This window comes from Gemmatimonas groenlandica, from assembly GCF_013004105.1.
GTDB classification, from domain to species: domain Bacteria; phylum Gemmatimonadota; class Gemmatimonadetes; order Gemmatimonadales; family Gemmatimonadaceae; genus Gemmatimonas; species Gemmatimonas groenlandica.
In genome coordinates this window covers 725159-744868 of sequence record NZ_CP053085.1, presented here as the reverse complement: position 1 = coordinate 744868, position 19710 = coordinate 725159, and the positions used below count along the sequence as shown (strand labels likewise).

14 protein-coding genes and 1 tRNA gene are annotated in these 19710 nt (G+C 65.6%); 2 read left to right on the top strand and 13 right to left on the bottom strand.

The window, feature by feature from the left end; translation table 11 throughout:
- Positions 1-7: 7 nt before the first annotated feature.
- From HKW67_RS03055 to rplS, 11 genes are all read right to left on the bottom strand, one after another.
- Positions 8-1942: a histidine kinase gene (locus HKW67_RS03055; protein WP_171223994.1), complete on the bottom strand. Its 1935-nt coding sequence runs from the start codon at positions 1940-1942 to the stop codon at positions 8-10.
- Positions 1943-1957: 15 nt separating this feature from the next.
- Positions 1958-3607: a mechanosensitive ion channel family protein gene (locus HKW67_RS03050; RefSeq protein ID WP_171223993.1), complete on the bottom strand. Its 1650-nt coding sequence runs from the start codon at positions 3605-3607 to the stop codon at positions 1958-1960.
- A gap of 28 nt (positions 3608-3635) precedes the next feature.
- A tRNA-Lys gene (locus tag HKW67_RS03045) sits at positions 3636-3708 on the bottom strand.
- Between the two features lie 85 nt (positions 3709-3793).
- On the bottom strand, positions 3794-4747 hold the full coding sequence (locus HKW67_RS03040; protein ID WP_171223992.1) for a hypothetical protein: 954 nt from the start codon (positions 4745-4747) through the stop codon (positions 3794-3796).
- Positions 4744-6714 carry an alpha/beta hydrolase family protein gene (locus HKW67_RS03035; RefSeq protein ID WP_171223991.1) on the bottom strand — a complete coding sequence of 657 codons (1971 nt, stop codon included), beginning with the start codon at positions 6712-6714 and terminating at the stop codon, positions 4744-4746. Before HKW67_RS03035 ends, HKW67_RS03040 begins: the two co-directional genes overlap by 4 nt.
- 70 nt (positions 6715-6784) lie before the next feature.
- Positions 6785-7963, bottom strand: coding sequence for a glycosyltransferase family 4 protein (locus tag HKW67_RS03030; protein ID WP_230981201.1), 1179 nt, complete (start codon positions 7961-7963; stop codon positions 6785-6787).
- A gap of 3 nt (positions 7964-7966) precedes the next feature.
- On the bottom strand, positions 7967-9229 hold the full coding sequence (locus HKW67_RS03025; RefSeq protein WP_171223989.1) for a glycosyltransferase: 1263 nt from the start codon (positions 9227-9229) through the stop codon (positions 7967-7969).
- An 87-nt stretch (positions 9230-9316) separates the two neighbouring features.
- A complete protein-coding gene (locus tag HKW67_RS03020) occupies positions 9317-9961 on the bottom strand; it encodes an OmpA family protein (RefSeq protein ID WP_171223988.1) in 645 nt (214 codons plus the stop codon).
- Positions 9962-10186: 225 nt separating this feature from the next.
- Positions 10187-11047: an SDR family oxidoreductase gene (locus tag HKW67_RS03015; protein WP_171223987.1), complete on the bottom strand. Its 861-nt coding sequence runs from the start codon at positions 11045-11047 to the stop codon at positions 10187-10189.
- Positions 11048-11051: 4 nt separating this feature from the next.
- Entirely contained in the window at positions 11052-11672 is a 621-nt protein-coding gene (locus tag HKW67_RS03010) for a ribonuclease HII (RefSeq protein WP_230981200.1), read from the bottom strand.
- A 102-nt stretch (positions 11673-11774) separates the two neighbouring features.
- Positions 11775-12137, bottom strand: a complete 363-nt coding sequence (rplS, locus tag HKW67_RS03005) for a 50S ribosomal protein L19 (protein WP_171223985.1) — start codon at positions 12135-12137, stop codon at positions 11775-11777.
- Between the two features lie 335 nt (positions 12138-12472).
- Between rplS and HKW67_RS03000 the strand changes: the two genes are divergently transcribed.
- The gene (locus HKW67_RS03000; RefSeq protein ID WP_171223984.1) at positions 12473-14569 is read left to right on the top strand and encodes a prolyl oligopeptidase family serine peptidase; all 2097 of its coding nucleotides are present in this window, start codon (positions 12473-12475) and stop codon (positions 14567-14569) included.
- Complete coding sequence (locus HKW67_RS02995) at positions 14560-15576, top strand: alpha/beta fold hydrolase (protein WP_171223983.1); 1017 nt, start codon at positions 14560-14562, stop codon at positions 15574-15576. The genes HKW67_RS03000 and HKW67_RS02995 overlap by 10 nt, the downstream gene beginning before the upstream one ends.
- 9 nt (positions 15577-15585) lie before the next feature.
- Here HKW67_RS02995 and HKW67_RS02990 read toward each other — a convergent pair whose 3' ends face one another.
- Together HKW67_RS02990 and HKW67_RS02985 are read right to left on the bottom strand one after the other, a co-directional pair.
- On the bottom strand, positions 15586-17532 hold the full coding sequence (locus HKW67_RS02990) for a DUF885 family protein (protein WP_171223982.1): 1947 nt from the start codon (positions 17530-17532) through the stop codon (positions 15586-15588).
- Between the two features lie 28 nt (positions 17533-17560).
- Positions 17561-19657, bottom strand: a complete 2097-nt coding sequence (locus HKW67_RS02985; RefSeq protein ID WP_171223981.1) for an ATP-binding protein — start codon at positions 19655-19657, stop codon at positions 17561-17563.
- Between the last annotated feature and the right edge of the window lie 53 nt (positions 19658-19710).

Here is a 19710-nt window from a genome sequence, read left to right as displayed (position 1 = left end):
AGGAGGTTCAAGGGGTCGGAGTCGTTGAAAGGGTCGTTGAAAGGCCGACATCCACGCGCGGCGCGCTGATTCGCACTTCAGCACCTTTGCTCCGGTTGGCGATGACGACATCGCCGCCGATGGCGAAGATGCGCTCGCGCATGCCGGTCAGCCCCATGCGATGCTCGGCGTCGCGAATGCGACCGTTGCGTCCGATCGGAAACCCGTTGCCGTCGTCGCGGACGGACAGCACGAGTCCCTGGTCATCGACGGTCACCAGCACATCGACCTGCGATGCCTGCGCGTGGCGCACGACGTTCGACAGCGCTTCCTGCAGCGCGCGGAACAGCGCCAGATCGGCGTCAGGATGCAGCGGCGGAAACGCGCCAGGCGCGTCGAAGGTCGCGCGAATCCCGCTCCGCTCAGTGAAATCGGTGACCAGCGAATGCAACGCCGGCCGCAGGCCCAGATCATCGAGCAGCGACGGGCGCAGATCGCTGGTGACCTGCCGAATGCTCGCGATGCCAGTATCGACCAGCGAGAGCAGGCGATCAAGGCGGGGCGACGCCCCACCGGCCAACAGCGGGCGCAAGGCCTCGAGCTGCATCTTCACCGCCGAGAACACCTGCGCGGTTTCGTCATGCAATTCGCGCGACAAACGACGACGCTCGTCTTCGTGCTGCCGCACCATGCGGGCGGAGAGCTGCTCAAGTGCCTTCGTGCGGGTGGCCAACTGACGATCGAGCGCCGACTGTTCGAGTGCGGCGCCGACCTGCTGACCGAGCGTAAGCAGGAAGTCGTCGTCGAGTGCGGTAAACGGATTGCGCACGTCGCCCGCCATTACCAGGGCGCCGACCAGACGCGTGCCGGTACCCACCGGCAGCGCGGCGATGAACGGTTGTCGCCCTTCCGCCGCCACGACTTGCGGGCGCCGGGAGATTCGCATCCGCGTCAGCGCGTCCAACACGGCTTTCTCGGGCCGGGCATTGTCCCATGACGAACACGAACCGGCACCACGCACGAATCGTCCGCGGGTGGCCGGTGCACTTCCTACGGGTGTCGCACCAGTCAGCGTCGGATCGGCCGGTTCCTCGTCACGCCAGGCTGTGAGCACGCCATCGAGCACGTCGGCGGCCGCCGCATCGTCGGCGCCGTCTGCATCGAAAAGGTACATCGCCGTGCCGCGCACGCCCGGCAAGGCGAGCGGGCGTGACAGCAGCGCATCGAGTGGATCGGTCGTGCGATCGCGACGCTGCAAGTCGCCGGAGAGCGCCGACAGGGCACGCACGCCGCGGCCGAGATCATCGAGCACCAGCAACACCAGTCCGAAGCCGACCAACAGCTCGAAGGAGATGTCGAGGTAGTAGCCCCACGGCGTCCATGCGCCCTGCGCCCGCAGGAACGGATAGTCGAGGTGGTGCAGTCCCCAGAGGAAGAACGAAATGGCGAGCAGGCGCGCGCCGGTCGAACTCGCGATGCGATGATGACGCCAGAAGACCCAGCCGGTCCACATCGTCGCGCCGCTCAGGAACAACACCGCGGGCAGTGCGGCCCAGAGGAAGTGATCGAGTTGATAAATCGCCACGTACGACCAAAGCGCCGGAAAGAGCGCCAATAACAAATACGCCGGTCGCGCCTTGGGCTGTCGCAAAAACACGATCGCCGACCAGAGCAGCGCGAGCGCGGTCCACCCGGTGGTGACCTGATGCCAGTACAACCACACGCGCTCGCCGGTGAGCAGAAAGCTGAGAATGCAAAGCAGGCGCGCCACGTACACGCTCCACGCCACCGCGAACCAGCCGAACCACGGACGTCTGTACCGCACGTACAAGTGCGCGCAGAGTGCCGCGAGTCCGGTGGTGATCGCCCCCTGCAGCAGCGTCGCGGCCAACTCCGTGGCCAGTAGTGGCGGTGGCGCCTGAATCATGTCACCCTGCGCGAGGACCAGCAGCGGCAGGATCATGACGCCCACTCGACGCTATACATCCGCGGCCGGCGCGCTGGCACCGATGACCGGAACCGGCGTTGTGCCGTCCTGCTGCACGTGATAGATGGTGCGGGAGGGAAACGCGAAACTCGATCCATTGTCGGCAATGATCCGCATGAACGTGATCAACATCGCGTGACGGATGTGCAGGAATTCCTGATAGTCGGTCGTGAGAAACCAGGCTACCACGTTGACGCGTATCGCCGAATCGGTGAAGGCCACCACGTTCACGCGCACCACATCGGTGAAGATCAGGGGATGCGCGCGCAACGCCGCTTCGAGTGCATCGCGAATGCGCTCGAGTTGCTCCGGCGTCGTGCCGTAGGTCAGGTCGATGTCGGTGCGAAGCAGAATGCGGTCGCGCTCGCCGAAGGTCTCGATGCGTTCGTCGGCGAGCCGCCCGTTGGGAATGCGCACCACCGTGCGATCGACCGTTCGGATGCTCGTGGAGCGCAGACCGATGCGCTCGACCGCGCCCTCCGACGCACCAGCGCGAACCCAATCGCCAACGCGAAAGGCGTTGTCAGCCGCCAGCGACACGCTGCCGAACAGATGTTCGACAGTCTTCTGCGCGGCCAGCGCCACCGCGATACCTCCGATACCAAGACCGGCGAGCAACGTGCCGACGGGATAGCCGAATTGCGCCAGCGCCACCAGCAGCGCGATGATCGCCAGCGTCACCCGCAGGAAGTTGCCGAGCAGCGGAACCAGTGTTCGCGCCTGCGTGCCCTGCCCCGTGGCCCACGCCGCATTCGCCACGCGATCCTGCGCGAGGCGGATGATGCGCAGCAGACCCCAGAAGATCGAGATCAGCACGAGACCGCGCGTCAGCGACGTGAAGAATCCGGCCACGCGCGTATTGAGGTCCAGCAGCGACAGGAGCGGTCCGATCGCCAACGACGCCGCCCACAAGCGGAACGGTCCGCGAAGATGCTCCAGCAACAGATCGTCCCACTCGGTCACGGTGTGTCGCGCGATGCGCCCCAAAAGATTGCGCAGCAGGGCCCCGAGTCCCCAAGCCAGCAATAGCACGACCGGAATCGCCAGCCCGAGTCCGATCCACTGCCAGTAGTACACGTTGAAAGGGCCTTCGCGCATCAGCGTGCGAGGGAGCCGCTCACGCAGCCACGGTGCGCCGAGATTCTCGAACCAGCTATCGATGAAGCCGACGGTGGCCTGCGAGAACACCCATCGCACCGGCCCTCCAGACGCAGGCGCGGACAGGCGCACCATGCGGACCGGATCCTCGCGGCCGTTGACCGACGTGATCACGCCGATCCGGTCGCCGCCCATGTCGCCATCCGTCGTGTCGCCGGAGACGGCACCGGACACCGTGCGCACATCGATCGCGAGACGCTGATCGAGGATCGTCTTGAGCCGACGTGCCAGCTGTGAGGCCCGATCTCGCTCCGCGGTGGACACGGACAGATACTCGGCGGCGCCGACCCAGTCGTTTGCCTCGGCGAGGCGCAGGAACGACTGCAGCGCCGCCCGGGGCGATGCCGAAGACACGCTGGTCGCGGCGCTGTCTGTGCTCGAGGGCCGCGAAGGGAGCCCAAGCTGGGCCCGGGCCTGCTGCGAGAGAGACAGGCTGGCGGCGAGGAAGCCCAACGCCGCGGAAATGAGGATGCGAACGCGCATGCTCAAAGATAGCCAGGTGACCAGCGAGTGCCCCGGGTGGGACTCGAACCCACGACCTATGGCTTAAAAGGCCACTGCTCTACCAACTGAGCTACCGGAGCGCCGATCCGCGGTGAAGCGGGCCAGCCTCTCAATTTAGCGAAATGACGCGCCGCGCGAACAGGGGCCCGGCGCGCAAAAAACGACTTACCGCAACCGCACCGTGATACGATGGCCCCCACCGTCGCGCAGCGCTTCCCATCCGTAGTCGAGGGTAAAGCGATCCACCGTGAGCCCGCCGCCCACGGCGACCGGACGCTCCTCACGCAGCTGCGGCCGACGACCGCCCACACGACCGGTGAAGCCGATGCCTTCGAGCGGCGAATAACTCAGCTCCACGCCACCTCGGGGAAAGAGCTCACCGTCGCGTCGCACATCCAGCTGCGCCGTGCCGGAGAGGTCGAACCACTTACCGAGGCCCCTGGGGGCCGTGGCGATGCCCAGCGCAAGTTGGGACGGCAGCGATTCACGGCGACCGGCCACTTCCAGACGCGGCCCCACATGCTGCACCGCCACGCCGACCGTGCTGTTCAGAAACTGCAGGGCCTTCGAGACGCCGATGTCGAACACCACGCCGGCGGCGCGATCGTTGGTCACACGCTCTTCGACATACTTCGCGCCGATGCCCCAGCGCATCTGCTTCCACGTGAGCGACGCGGCGAGCGTCGTCGCGAGGCTGCTTGCACCGGCAGCGTTCTCGCGCGTGAGCACCTCACTCGTCGCCGGGAATGTGCCGTAGCGCGGACCGGCATCGAGCAACTGCACACCGACCCCAAGGCCCAGCGGTCCAATGGTGGAGCTGCTGGCGAACTGGCCCGCCGTCGCGCCGCTGGCATAGCGCTCCGCACCGAACGCCAATCCGGTCGCCGTGCCCACCAAAGCCGGGTTTCCGAACACCGCATCCACATCACGGAGCGCCGCTTGCGCGCCGCCGAGCGACATCACGCGCGCCGTGGCGGGCAGCTTGAGAATGAGCGGTGCGTAGCGCTCACGCTGATCGGATGCCGGTGCCTGTGCCTGCGCGCTCGACGCCAGCGCGCCGGCGCACACGCTCGCGACACAGGCCGCCATCGCTGAGTGGCGAAGCAACGAACGGCTCATCGGGCCGCTCCGATCGTTTGTGCGGTGAATTCGGGGCGCATGTTGGAGAAGCCGATGTTGTCGAGAATGATGGTGCCGGCCACGCTGCGATCGAAGCGCCACCGCACGTGCGTGATGCGCGCCGGATCGAATCCGGGCGTTGCGCGGGTGAAATCCGCGAGAGGAATCGCGTACGTCTGCAGCACGATTTCGTAGACGTTCGCAAAGCGCTGCTTGTCGCGGCCGGCCCGTCGATACACGTACGATTCGAGCGGACGGCGGACGACGCCGTACGCCGACAACGGAAGCGAGGCCGAGCGCCCGGCGGCATCGGTCACCTCGATCGAGAGGTCGACAGCGACTGTATCGGGCTTCACGTCCTTGGGCGCCGGCTTCTTGGGCGCAGGCTTCTTCGCGGCGCTCTTCGACAGCGAGTCCGCCTTCTTGGTGGTGTCGCGCGCCGCCGCACGCGGACCGGGCTTCGCATCGGTCGGCGTCAGCGAGAAGACGAGCGACGACGAGGCGCCGACGTTCCACGAGGTGCGCAGCGAATCGCTGACCTGCATGGCGAACGACGCCGGCTTTCCAAGCTTCGTGGTGTCATCACCGGCAATGCGATTGTTCCAGCCGATCGTGACGGCGTTGTGCGCCTGCGTGGATCCGCGCGCACGGAACGGCACCGGCGACTCTTTCCACACCGCCACCGAGTCACTCGACAACGCGATACCACGCACCGACCCAGACGTCACGTCAACGTCTTCCTCGAAGTCGGCGGCCGTCCGGAATCCACTCTCCTGAAAGCGCGTCGTGTACATCGTCTTCGGCAGCCACTGCCCCACGACGCGATGATCGCGGAACATCGGCAAATACTCGCTCTTCCCGCGCAACGTCGCGTCGAGAAACGCCGCGATGTACACCTCGGCGAACTTCCGCTGATCCGCCTGCGAGAGAAACCCGCGCGTATCGAGCGAGCGCGCGCTGCGCGGCCCGCCATCGAGACTGCCCCACGTGGTATTCCACTGTCCATGATTCGCGCGGTATACGAACACCGCCGACTTGAACCACGGCTTACCATCGGTGAAGCGGATGCGCTCGTACTGCGCCAACCCGTTGAACGTGGACACGTCGCCGTCGTGCGAGCCGTGCATCAGCAAGTAGTTGTAGTTCGCTACCGGTGTTGGCTTGTCGGCCGGGCGATACTGCCCGTCGACCGGCGCGATCGCCACCAACGACTTGATGTCGAAGTTGAAATCGAACTTCACCGTCGCGTCGTCGGGATAGTACGCCAGGCGATTGAACGCGCCGGCCACCGTGACCGCCTCACCACCGCGCGAATGACCCATGAGCGCGATGTTGTGCATGTCCACTTTGCCCTGCAGCGGCGAGCCGGTGGAGTCGTTGAAGCGCTTCCACGATTGCAGATGCTTCAGCAGCATCCAGCCGCGCGCATCGTTCTCGCCGCGAATGTTGCCGTTCAGGAAGTTCTCGTCCACCGATGCCACGATGTAGCCACGGGACGCCAGCAGTTCGCCGAGATACTGATATCCGGGATCGGAGAATTGCTTCATGTCATGGTTGCCGTGCACCACCAGCACCAGCGGGAACGGACCCGGTGCATCGGGATACCAGACGCGCCCATTGACGGGCAGCTTCGTGAAGTCGAAGCCCCAATACTTCTTGCGGATCTGGGCCTGCTTGGGATCAGGGGCCGACGCGAACTTCGCGCCGTTCACGACCGCCGTCTTCAGCGTGACGGAATCGCGATAGACCGCACGCTGCTTGTCGGTGCCGCTACCGTAGTACAGCGACTTGACGGCAAAGCTGCCTTTCTGCGACGGATTGGGGGCGGCGAGCAGTTGCCGGGACAGCACGACATCCGAATCGTCGCGTGCCAGCTTGAGCGGGGCGACGCAGGCACCCGCGACCAGCGTTGTCGCCAGCGTCGAGAGCAGCAGGACGCGTACCCTTTCTGATTTCCAACGTCGCATGATGGCCGAGAAGAGGTGGGAAATGCCAAGCGGACCGGGCACCACGCTCTATGTACCTCGGCGTAGTGGACTAGCGCAACGACGGCGGGGCGTGGACGCGATGCAGTTGCAGATAGTCGCGCAGGAGGGCATCCCACACGACGTCCCATGACTTCGACGCGGCAAAGGTACTCGCCCGACGGGCGGCATCGCGCACCAACGCACGGTCGTCAACCAGGGCAACGATGGCGCGGGCAAACGCCGCCGCGTCGCCCGGCGGCACCAGCCACCCGCCCCCCGACTGCAGCTGCTCGCGGGTGGGCCCGACGTCGGCCCCAACCACCGGCAGTCCGGACGCCATCGCCTCGAGCATGACATTACCGAAGGTGTCCGTGGTGCTCGGAAAGAGAAACACGTCACCACTGGCGTACGCCTCACTCAGCGCGGTCCCCTGCAACTTTCCGGTCATCACCGTACCCTGCGGCGCACGTCGCCGCACCTCGGCTTCGTACGGCCCATCGCCGACCACGAGCCAACGCACGCGCCCCGGTCGTGCCCGCTCGACCCGCTCCAGCGCATCGAGTGCCACGTCCAGGCCTTTCTCCGCGGCCAACCGTCCCACGTACGACAGCACCAACGTGTCGTTGGTTTGTACAAGGCGCTCACGCAGCGCCGACGACCGGTGGCGCGGCGCAAATCGCTCGCCGTCAACGCCACGCGACCACACCGCCGTCCGCTCGAATCCGTGCGAATTGACCTCGTCAACGATGGACTGGGACGGGCAATACGTACGCAATCCCCCATTGTGAAACCAACGCATGAAGTGCCAGCCCGGACGCGCCAGGAGACCCAAGCGGTAATGCTCGGCGTAGGCCACGAAGCTGGTGTGGTACGACGACACGAAGGGGATGCCGAGCGCGTGCGCCGCCCGACGGCCGGCCAAGCCGACGCCGAACTCGGTCGCCGCGTGCACAAGGGTCGGCGCGAAGGCTGCCAGCGCCTGCTCCACGCGCGTCGACGATGGCCATGAAAGCCGAAGTTCCGGGTATGCCCAGAATGCCCGACTTCCGAAGCGCTCCACCGCATCGTGTTCCTGCCCCTCGGGATCAAAGGGCGCGAATACCCGCACGACCCCGCCCCGCGCCTCAAGGGCCGCGACCAGGCGCTCCAACGTCCGCGCGACACCATTCACCTGCGGCGCGTACGTGTCGGTGAACAGCGCGAGACGCAGCCCGTCGGCGCGCACCGAGGCCCCCGTGTCTGTCGGCATCACTCAGCGCTCCAGCACGCCGCGGTACACGGCAAACAGACGGTCGAACACCGTATCCCAGGCATGCGCGCGTTCCGCATGACGGCGCGCCTGTTCCCCAAGCGCCGACAGATCGCAGGCAAAGAGCTGCACCGCTTCATCGGCCAAAGATCCCGCGCTGCCGCGCTCGTACGACGATCCGCCTCCCGTGCGCACATGCTCGAGGACCGCGCCGTGGCGCACCGTGAGGACGGGTGTGCCCGACGCCATCGCCTCGATGGCGGACAGTCCGAAGGTTTCGAGTGGGCCGGCCGCGACATAAAGATCGAACGCCGCGAGCAAATCGGCGAGCGCATCGCGATCGCGGAGAAATGGGATGAACGTGACGCGGTGTCCGTACGGATGCGCCTTGAGCATCGACTCCATCGGGCCCGCGCCGACCAGTACCAGCCGCGCACCACAGCGACGCTCAACGTCGCGCCACGCATCCAGGACCACGCCCAGTTCCTTCTCGCGAGCGAATCGGCCGACGAAGGCCGCCAACGGCCCCTCGGGCAACTGGAATCGGCGGCGCGTGTCTCGTGCGCGCTCGCGTCGTTCCGGCGAGAACCGTTCGAGATCGACGCCGAGCGGGACCTTGGCCACGCGGTCGATCCCGATCCGAGCGAGCTCTGTCGCCGCATAATCGGAGGCTACAATCGTGAGCGGAAAGAGTCGGTCGAGCCGGCGCAGGTACCACGCGGAGGCGCGCGCAAGTGCGCGTCGGAGCGTGCCATCGCGCTCGGCGTTCGGCGCGAATTGTCGTGGCACATCGGTGTGCGCGAAACACACCATGGGGATGTCGAGCGACTGGGCGGTTGCCTTGGTAATCCACGGAATGATGAACGGACTGCCGACTTCGATCAGATCGGGCCGCTCGTGGCGCAGTACGCGCGAGACGCTGCGCGTGGCCAGCATGAATCGATAGGGACGCTGTCCCGGGATGTGTGGTCCGCGCAAGCGATACAAGCGCACGCCATCGCCGTCTACCACGCGATCGCGATGGCCCGGCACGACGATCGTCTGACGCAACCACGGGCGCGCATCTACGTAGCGCGCTTTCTCGAGCAGATACGTGCGTATGCCACCGCTCGTCTCGCCAAACCACTCCGTGATGTCGAGAACACTCGTGGCGGCGTCCGCGCGCAGGCGTGGCGGGAGCGATACCTCGCCCAGCGCGTGGAGGGCATTGGCCTCGCCTTCGGCCGTCAGGCGATCGGACAGCGAAGGTACCGATGACAGCAGCAACGCGAAGCTCCCGGTCAGAAACGCAACGATGGCCGGCTCTCCGAAAAGAGCCGGCCATCGCGTTGTCCTACACCAACGTCATCCGATTCAGTTCATGCCCGACAAGGCAGCCACCGTAGCGGCACCAGCCGGCGTCTCGATGACGAAGGTCACGCGACGATTGAGTTCGGCTCCATCGGCAGTGCCCTGTGCGCCCGGGCGAACCAGACGCGTCTTGCCATAACCTACCGTGCGCAGCGCCGTACCATCAAGGCCCTTCGTCACGAGGTAGTCACGAACCGCATCGGCCCGCTCACGCGAGAGACGCAGGTTGTAGTCCGCCGAACCGGCCGGATCAGCGAAACCTTCGATCGTAATCGTCGCGCCCTTGTAATGCTGGTTGGCAACCTGCGCGAATTTTTCGAGCGCGGCCTGATCGTCCTGCCGCACCGCAGCGTCATCGAACGCGAAGTGCACGGGCATCGCGAACTTCACCTGTCCTTCCATGGCCGTGATCTTGGCGCCGAACTCGGTACGCATCGTGGTCAGGTCGTTCCGCAGCGCGTTGAGATCCGTGCGCAGACCGTTCACATCCGTGCGCAGCGCGTCATCACCAGCGACGCGCTCGGTCTTCTCAGTGCTCAGCGCAACGCGCTGTTCTTCGAGTCCCTTACGCACGAAGCCTTTCGTGGCACAGGCGCCCAACGTGCTCGCCGCGAGCGCAACCATCGCCACATACTTTACCTGTCGCATGAAGTCTCCTTGTCCAGTCGTGAGGTGAAACTCGAGTATCGACGTCTATCCATCGGGCTCGCGATCTATGCTTCATGCATAACGCGAACCACGAGATGAACCTCGCCATACAGCGCGACTTTCGAAGTGCCTCATATCACACATTTCGTACCACTTTGCCGTCGTCGTGTGCGGCGTCACCGAGCACATGAAGCGGTTGACACGATCCGGGCGTCAGGTGGTGCTTCAGCTTGGTGCTTTCGCGAGCCACTCGCCGCCGTCGATCACGAAGATCGATCCCGTAATCCAATCGCCTGCCGGTGATGCGAGAAACGCAACCATGTTCGCGATGTCGCGCGGCGAGCCCCATCGCCCGAGTGGAATCCCCTTCTTCGCGTACTCGGCCATGCGCGCATCGGCGGCGGCGAATACGTCAGGCACGCCGCTGTCGGCCGGCGGCGTGAACGCCTTGCGCACGCCTTCGGTGGGGATAGGCCCAGGTGCGATCGCATTCACGCGAATACGCTGCGGCGCCCACTCCACCGCGAGCGTACGCGTGAGCGCATCAACACCGGCCTTCGCGGCGGTCGCGTGTGCCATCATGGGCCAGCCGCGATAGTGCAACGTCATCGACGTGCTCACGATGCGGCCGCCGCCTTGCGCCGCCATGATCGGATACACCGCCTGCGAGCAGTAGAACGTACCGTAGAGATCGATCTCGACCACACTCTTCCACGCATTCGGCGACAGCGTCGCACTCGGTGCGTAGAAGTTGCCGGCCGCGTTGTTCACGAGCACGTCGATACGCCCCAGCTGCTGTGCGATGCCGTCGACCGCGGCCTTCACCTGCTCCGGATCGCGCACGTCGAGCTGCACGGCGCTGACCTTGCCACCGCGCGATTCGATGTCGGCGCGCGCCGCTTCGAGGTTCGCCGGTTTGCGGCTGGCCATCACCACATGCGCGCCGAGCTCGGCAAGCAGTTGCGAAATACCGAGACCAATACCGGTGCCGCCACCGGTGACCAGCGCGACCTGTCCGTCGAGCAGCCCGGGCCGGAAGATGGACGCCACGCTCGCGAGATCGGACCCACCAGTCGCATCGTTCATGTACCTACTCCGTGTAAAGGCCGTGTGAGGGGACACCGAGGTCATCGGGGGTCATCGCGTCGAGCAGCAGGGATACCTGCTCGTCGAGACAGAAGCTACGACGATGATGCGGCGTAAGCCCGCGTTCGTCGAGCGCGGCTCGGTGCGCAGCGGTACCGTAGCCGCTGTTCCGCTCCCACGCGTAGCCGTCGTGTCGCGCCGCGAGCGCGTGCATGAGCCGGTCACGGGTCACTTTGGCCACGATCGACGCACAGGCAATCGCGTAGCACTTGGCGTCGCCCTTCACCACGGCCGTGTGTACGTGGCCGAGCGTACGGAGCGGCTTGCCGTCGACCAGCACGTGATGGGGCTCGCAGCCCAGACGCTCGGGCACGCGCGAAAGGGCGCGCCGCATGGCGAGGACGGTGGCGTGGTAGATGTTGATCCGATCGATCTCGCGTGCACTGGCCGCACCGAGCGAGACCACGAGGGCCTGCTCCCGTATGCGGGCGGCGAGCCTCACGCGCGTGGCGGCATCGAGCTGCTTCGAATCGTCGACGCCCGCGATCGCGCGGCGGTCGGGGGGCATGACGACGGCACATGCGACAACGGGGCCCGCAAGCGGGCCCCGTCCGACTTCATCCACACCCACCAGGAGCGGTCCGTGTTGCGCACGCAGGGTGCGCTCGATCGGGGTCCACCGGGCCACGAGGGCCGGCTTCCTGGTGAGGGGTGAAACGCGTCTGTCTTACGCGCCGCGAGGGGCGCGCACGACCTTACGCTCCTTGATACGCGCGGCCTTACCCGTCACGTCGCGGAGGTAGTACAGCTTCGCACGGCGCACGGCGCCACGACGAACCACGATGATCTCGGCGACCATCGGGCTATGAATCGGGAAGATGCGCTCGACACCGACACCGTTCGAAATCTTGCGCACGGTGAACGTCTCGCTGACACCACCGCCACGACGCGCGATGCAGACGCCTTCGAACGCCTGAACGCGTTCCTTGTCGCCTTCCTTTACGCGCACGTTAACGCGCACGGTGTCACCCGGGCGGAACGGCGTCACTGCCTTCATCCACTCTTTCTGCGTTTCGATAAACGGATGCATAGTTCTCTCCGGGGCCAAACTGCGCCCGGTTCAGGTGCTGCAGATCCGGCGGTACGACGTCGATCTGCCTGAAGCCGAAGCCCGTGCAGCGAACGACACCAACACCAACGGTGCGAGAGGCCATGACGCGGACTGGGAGCGAAGTCCCCCGATCCGGAATCGACGTGGCATCGCCGCCCGGCATAATCCGGGGAGGCAAAACGGTCTCGAAAGACCGATAAAACACTAGAGCTTTAGAAGATACCCAAAGAATTGCCGCTGGCGCTAGTGCCCCGCCTGCCGGTAGAGTTGGGAAGACGCCCGATTCGCCCGCCGCCACCAGTGCCACCTCTCTCGTGATCTCTTCGCTCGAGCCTGAACGCCCGACAGCACCGCCGACCTATCCCGCCACACGGACGGTCGATCAGGTGGATGACTATCACGGTAACCTGGTGGCCGACCCATTCCGATGGCTGGAAGACGACACCTCCGCTGAGACAAAAGGGTGGGTGGAGGCGCAGAACCGGGTCACCTTCGCGTATCTCGACCGGATTCCGTCACGAGACCTCATGAGGGCGCGATTGACCGAGCTGGTGAACTACCCTCGGTACTCCGCCCCGGTCGTGAAGAAGCAGTGGCATCTCTTCACCAAGAACGACGGCCTGCAGAATCAGGCGGTCTACTACATCCAGGAAGGCGCCGCGGGCACGCCGGTCGTACTGATCGACCCCAACTCCCTGTCGGCTGACGGCACGACCCGGGTGGCCGGCCTCACGTTCAACAAAGCCGGCACGCGCATCGCCTACATGCTGAGCCAGGCCGGCTCCGACTGGCAACAGATCCGCGTGATCGATGTGGCCACGCGCGAGAACCTGCCCGACGTCGTCGACTGGGTGAAGGTCTCCGGCATCGCGTGGCACGGCGACGGCTTTTTCTACAGTCGCTATCCGGAACCGGTCAACACCGACGCCGCCTTCTCCTCGGTGAATGAAGACCACCAGGTCTTCTACCATGCACTCGGCACGCCGCAGTCGTCCGACCGCTTGGTGTACCGGGACAGTGCCAACCCGCAGCGCTTCCACACGGTCGGCACCACGGAGAGCGAGCGCTATGCCGTCCTCTCAGTGAGCGATCGCGGCCAGGGCAAGGATGGCAACGCGCTCCACGTGCTGGACCTTACCGTGCCCAACGGCGCGTTCTCCCCGCTGTGGACCACGTTCGACGACCAGATGGACGTGCTGGACAACGTAGACGATCAGCTGCTGGTGATCACGAACCGCCACGCGCCCAATCAGCGCGTCGTGCGCATCGATCCCGCCGCTCCCGACGAAGCGAACTGGATCACCGTGATCGCCGAACGCACCGAGCCGGTGAGTGGGATGTCGACCGCCGGCGGGCGCCTGTTCGCCACGTACCTGAAGGACGTGACGACGCGCGCCTACGTACATGCGCTCGATGGCACCGTGGAGCGAGAGATCACGCTCCCTGGCTTCGGGACAGCAGGCGGCTTCGATGGCGAGCACGACGCGACGTCGGTGTACTACAGCTTTACCTCGTTTACGGCACCGATCACCGTGTATCGGTACGACATCGTGTCGGGACGCAGCACGCAACTGCGCGAGGTCACGCTGCCGTTCGATCCCGACCGGTTCGAAACCAGGCAGGTGTTCGTGACGAGTAAGGATGGCACGAAGGTGCCGGCCTTCATCGTCGCCCGGAAAGGTCTCGTGCTCGACGGTGCGAATCCCACGATGTTGTACGCCTACGGCGGCTTCAACGTCTCGCTGCCCCCGAACTTCAGTGCCATGCGCGTCGCCTTCCTCGAGCAAGGCGGCGTATACGTGCAGGCCAACCTGCGTGGCGGTAACGAGTACGGCGAGGCGTGGCATCAGGCCGGCATGAAGGAGAAGAAGCAGAATGTCTTCGATGACTTCGTGGCGGTCGCCGAGTGGCTGTTCGAGCACGGCTATACCTGCAGCGACAAGCTCGCGATTGCGGGCGGCTCCAACGGAGGCTTGCTGGTCGGCGCCATCATGACGCAGCGTCCCACCCTGGCGAAGGTCGCGTTGCCGGCCGTCGGGGTGATGGACATGCTCCGCTTCCACAAATTCACCATCGGCTGGAACTGGATCGCCGACTACGGGTCGAGCGACGACGTCGAGGGCTTCGACTATCTGTTCGCCTACTCGCCGCTGCACAACTTGAAGGACGGCACGGCGTACCCCGCCACGCTCATCACGACCGCCGACCACGACGATCGCGTCGTGCCGGCTCATTCGTTCAAGTTCGCCGCACGACTGCAGCAGGCACATGATGGCCCGAACCCGGTGCTCATTCGGATCGAGACGCAATCGGGACACGGCAGTTCGTCACTCACGAAGCAGATCGCTGAAATGGCCGACGAGTACGCGTTCATTTTCGAGAATCTCGGCGTGACACCAGAGTGGCGCTGACCGCAGCCCGCATCACTGCGCTCGCGCTACTCGCTGCGGGTGCTGCGCTCGGCGTCGGACTCGGCACCGGCGCGCCCACGCTCGCGCGCCTTTCACGCTTCGAGACGAAAGCCATCGAAGGGATGCCGATCGTGGGCAACAAAGCCGCGTTCCGCCTCTTCGACATGCCCGACAGTGTCGCCGTGTACGGCACGCAGTATTTCCTGCCGTCGCGGGGCACGATCATCATCCTGCATGGACTCGGAGCGCACGATGCGCTGGCCATGCAGGCCGGCGACTCGCTCCGTCGTGTGACCGGTATGAACATTCTGTTCCTCGACCTGCGCGGAAACGGGCGGTCGGGGGGCGCCCGCGGACGCATCGGGCACGATACGCAGTACGCCGACGACCTCGCCGGTGTCGTGCGCGAACTCAAGCGCGCGAATCCGTCGGGGCCCGTGTTGCTGGTGGGAGTACGTCAGGGCGCCGGCACTGTGCTGGCGTTTGCCGCACACGCGAGCGACGCCGAGCAGCCACGCGTGCAGGGGATCGCGCTGGTGGATCCCATCCTGACGCTTGATTCGCTGCAGGTGGCAGGCACCCAGGACGGCGGCGCTTTTCAGTGGCACACCCGACGATTGCGCACCCAACAGCTGATGAATGTCGTGGCCCTGCACTTCGCCGATCGACTCCCGGTGGCGTATCAGCGTGCGCAGCAGCCTGACGGACCGACCGCGCGCACCTTCAGCTGGCGCGCGATTCGCACCCTGCTGCCACGCGATCCGTGGGCCATCGCGAACGACGTACCGCTGCCGTTGTTGCTGGTGCGCCGTGAGACGCCGAGCGCCGCGCCCTTACGACGCACCGACCGACACGAGGTGGAGTCCCTGCCGGCCGAGGCGTCGCTGTTTACGTCGGCCACCTGGCGCATGTTCGAACGGTGGACGGCGCAATTTTCCGCCGATGCCGCCATGCCGGAGAACGTTCTGCCGTACGTGCCGATCCCGCTCACCGACACGACACGGTAGCACCACGCACTACTTCGACGGGAACGGGCGCGGGGTCGGCAGGTCGTCGGCGAAGCGCCACGGCGCCGCTCCTTCACGCGTGAGCTTCACATTGGCCAGCCGCGCGCGCACCATCGCGATCGGCATCGGGCCACCTTGCAGCACGGCGTCGTGGAACTCGCGGTCCGTCATCTTCTTCGACATCACCAATTCCTTATACAGCGCGCGCAGCTGTAATCCGCCCAGCATGTACGCGGCCTGATAGATCGGTGAGTACGACCCGTTGAACGACCGACGCACTTCACCTTCCGCGTTGGCCCGCTCGAACGGCACCTTGTCCACCACGTATTCGATGGCCTGCTCCGGCGTCATCTTGCCCAGATGGAAGCTGAGCGAGAAGACGATGCGCGCGCTGCGATGCATGCGCCACGCGAGTGCTCCGAGTCGGTCTTCCGGCGTGACGTGGAAGTCACGATCCCACAGGAACATCTCCCAGTACAACGACTGTCCTTCGTTCCAGAACGGGGTCGAGAACACGCGCCGATGGGGGTTGTAGCGGGCCGACATGAACCCTTGCAGATGATGGCCGGGATTCAGTTCGTGAAACACGACCGCGCGCGAGAAATATGGATTGTTGCCGCGCAGACTCATCAGCTTCTCTTCGTCGGTCATGTCCGCGGTGGGATATGACACGAGAATGAGATCGCCGCCCAGAAAGAACGGTGAGACGCGCTGACGCTCGGGGGCCATCATCTCCATGCGCCAGTCTTCGCGGGCCAGCGCGGGGATCGTCACCCAGTCGTGCTTCGCGAAGAAGGCGTCGGCCTCGTTCGCGAGATCGCGAATGAGATCCGGCTGCTTACCGGGGTCGACGTACATGTTCTTCACCTTCTCCATCGCCGCCTTCCAGTCGTCGCCCAGGCCCATCTCACGTGCGGCCTTCTTGGCTTCGGACAGACTGAACGCGTACTCCTTCTCGGCGATCGCGATCAACTCGTCGGCCGTATACGGAATCATGGCGTGGCGCAGATCCGCCGCGAGTCCCTCGGCGCCGATCGGATCGCCGATGATCGGTTCGTTGGCCGCCGCCGCGTTGCGGGGCGCCTGCGCAGCACCGGCTCCGCCCTGCCCGCCGCCTGCGACGACCGGTGCCGGCTGAATACCGACCACCCGCGTGCGAATGGTCGTCGCGTAGCGCCGCATCGCCTCATCGAGCTTCTGATACGGATTGGTGGCCCACCACGAAAAGAGCGGATCGTACCCGTTGTAATAGCGATACCACACGCCCACGGTATTGCGGATCTGGTCGAGCTGGTCGGCGGCGCGGTTGCCCACCGTGCGCGACACCTTGGGCGCCGCTACGCGTGCCGGACGCGGGGCACCATTCACACTGTCGCCAGCCGGGCGGGCCGGCGCAGGCTCGAGCAGTGCGCGCAGGCTGTCCACCAGCTTGGTCACATCGGCGAGCGTACGGGCCGAGGCCTGCGCATCGATGGTCTTGAGATCGCGCCGTTCATCCTGCAAGGCGAGCACGCGATCGGCGAAACTCAACAACGGGAGCATCTCCTTACGCTGAATCTCCTCTCGGTCCATCAGTTCGAGCTGATAGCGCAGATGATTCTCGAGCAGCGCGTAGTCGGCCTTGCCTTCCTGCGACAACTTGTCGAAGGCGAGCTCTCCCAGACGTGCGCGCCATGACGTGTAGAAGGCGCGCGTGCGCGTGCGCTGCGCCGGCGAATCGGGCGCGTCGTAGCGACGCTGCAGTACCTGCTGATCGGACGCGAACCGCGAGATGACATCCGCCATCTCACTCGTGCGCGCCGCCACGAGGGCGCTGAGCGCGGGAACGCTCGCCGCCGGATCGGTCGGGAAGTTCTGCCGGGTCGTGGACTTCACACCGCCGGGTTGCGCCGCCAACGCGGCAGGAATCACGAACAACGAAGCAGCGGAGAGCACAGCGCGCGACGTACGAATCACAACGAACTCCTGCGGGTCGGGGATGCGCTCACGTCACACCGGCGGTGCGCGGAGTGTCCAGCGGAATAGTCGGCGCCGCCAAGCGGGCCGCTGGCTTCGCGGCGTCGGGAAGCGCGGCGGGTACGTGTGGCAGTCGGATCGTGAACGTCGCACCGTGTTCCACCGACGAGACGACACTGATCGCACCGCCTGCCTGTCGGACAATACCATCGACGGTGGCGAGACCAAGACCCGAGCCTTTGCCGGTGGGTTTCGTCGAGAAGAACGGCTCGAACACATGCGGCAGCGTGTCGGGCGCGATGCCGTGTCCTTCGTCCTGCACCATGAGCGTGATCACGTTACCGGCAGACATGCCGACTTCAGCGGCGAGCACCTCATCGAGACGATCCTTGGCGATCACGAGTCGAAGTGCTCCGCCGCCCGGCATGGCATCGCGTGCATTCACGGACAGGTTCACCACCACCTGATCGAGTTGCGACGGGTCGATCCACACGGACGAGTCGCCGGTGGTCACGTCCACTGTGAGCGCGATGTCGGCGCCGAGGAGTCGCTCCAGCATGCTGGCCATGTGCCGTACATGGTCGCCGAGATCGAGTTGCTGCGGCTCGATCGTCTGGCGTCGCGCGTAGGCCAGCAGCTGTCGTGTAAGTCCCACGGCGCGTTGCGCCGCGGCACTGGCCTCATCCACGTCGGCGCGCTTGCGATCATTGGGCGGAATACTCTCCTTCAGCAACGTGAGGTTGCCGAGGATCACCATCATGATGTTGTTGAAATCGTGCGCGATGCCGCCGGCCAGTCGGCCCACGGTGGCGAGTCGCTGACTGCGTTCTTCGGCGGCGATTTCGCTGCGCAGGTCGGTCAGGTTCACGGCGCTGGCCGACGCACCGATGATGCTGTCCCGCGCGTCGCGCAGTGGGAGCATTGTGACCGCGTACTCGTGATCGGGACCGAGGCGCATCGTTTCGGTGAACGTCTCGCCGCCCAACGCGCGCTGCCAGCTCCGTGCGCCATCCGCCTGCATCTGTGCCACGAGCTGCGACGCGGTGGGTGAGGCGGCCACCAATACACCGCCAGCATCGACCACGGCCACGGCATCACGCGCACCAGCGAAGTGCGCCTCGAGCCGTGCCGACGATGTGCGCACCGCCTCGAGAATGCGGGCGCGCTCCTCCGCGTCGGCGCGACGCTGCCCCACGGCGACCGCCAGCAGGATATGCGAGATCCCCACGACGAACGCGTACCCCTGCGCCCAAGCGATCTGATAGAACGTTTCGTCGGAGAGACCGACGAAGGGACCGCGCCCGTTGAGGGTGGCAAGCACGCAGGCACCAGCCACGGCGATCGTTCCCCACAGCGTCGTGCCCACGCCCAATCGGAACGCCGACCAGATGAGCAGCGGACTGACCACGACACCGAGTGGCGGCTGGAACGCCGAGCTGCTGGTGTACGAAAAAGCAACGAGGAGCGAGAGGGCGAGCGCTTCGAAAAAGAGCAGCCGTTCGAGAATTTGCTGTCGGGTCGTCGCTTCGGTCGCAACGACCTGCAACCGGCGCAAATGCATCAGCGCCGGCACGAGCAGCAGCACCCAGGTGATCTCCGACACCCACCACTGGAAGCCCTCCATCAACACCGTGCCACGGCCCATCGCCGAATAGCCGATGCCGCCGAGCACCGCGGCCAGGGGAATCGTGCCCACCGAGGCGAGAAGACCGAACCGGGCCAAGTCACCGGGCTGTTCGAAGTCGGGCGCGCGTCGGAGGACGCGCTCGGTGAGTTCGGTCGTGCCCCACTCGCCGACGCTACGCGCCACGATGAGGAGCAGCTGCACCGGCAACGTTCCCGCCACGAAGAGTTCGAGCGCACACCAGTTCATCACGGCGAGCGCCGCGACCATGATGGGCCGCAGCGTGCGTGGCGTGAGGAACAGCGTGAAGATGCCGACGGCCGTGGCGGGCCAGACGCCGAAGTTCGACCCGAACCGGAACGACGCGGCGAGGGGGGCGGCAACGGCGAGGAAATAGAGAATCGCGGCCACGATCGCCGACGGCCCGAAGCGCGCGAAGGCGAGCGCCCCGAGCGATTCACCGCGTCGCGTCGGTGCCGAGAGCGGCATCGAGCTGGTCATCCGGGGAATGTTCCGACCGGCGCGGCCAGATTGCAAGCAGTCAGCACGCGTGG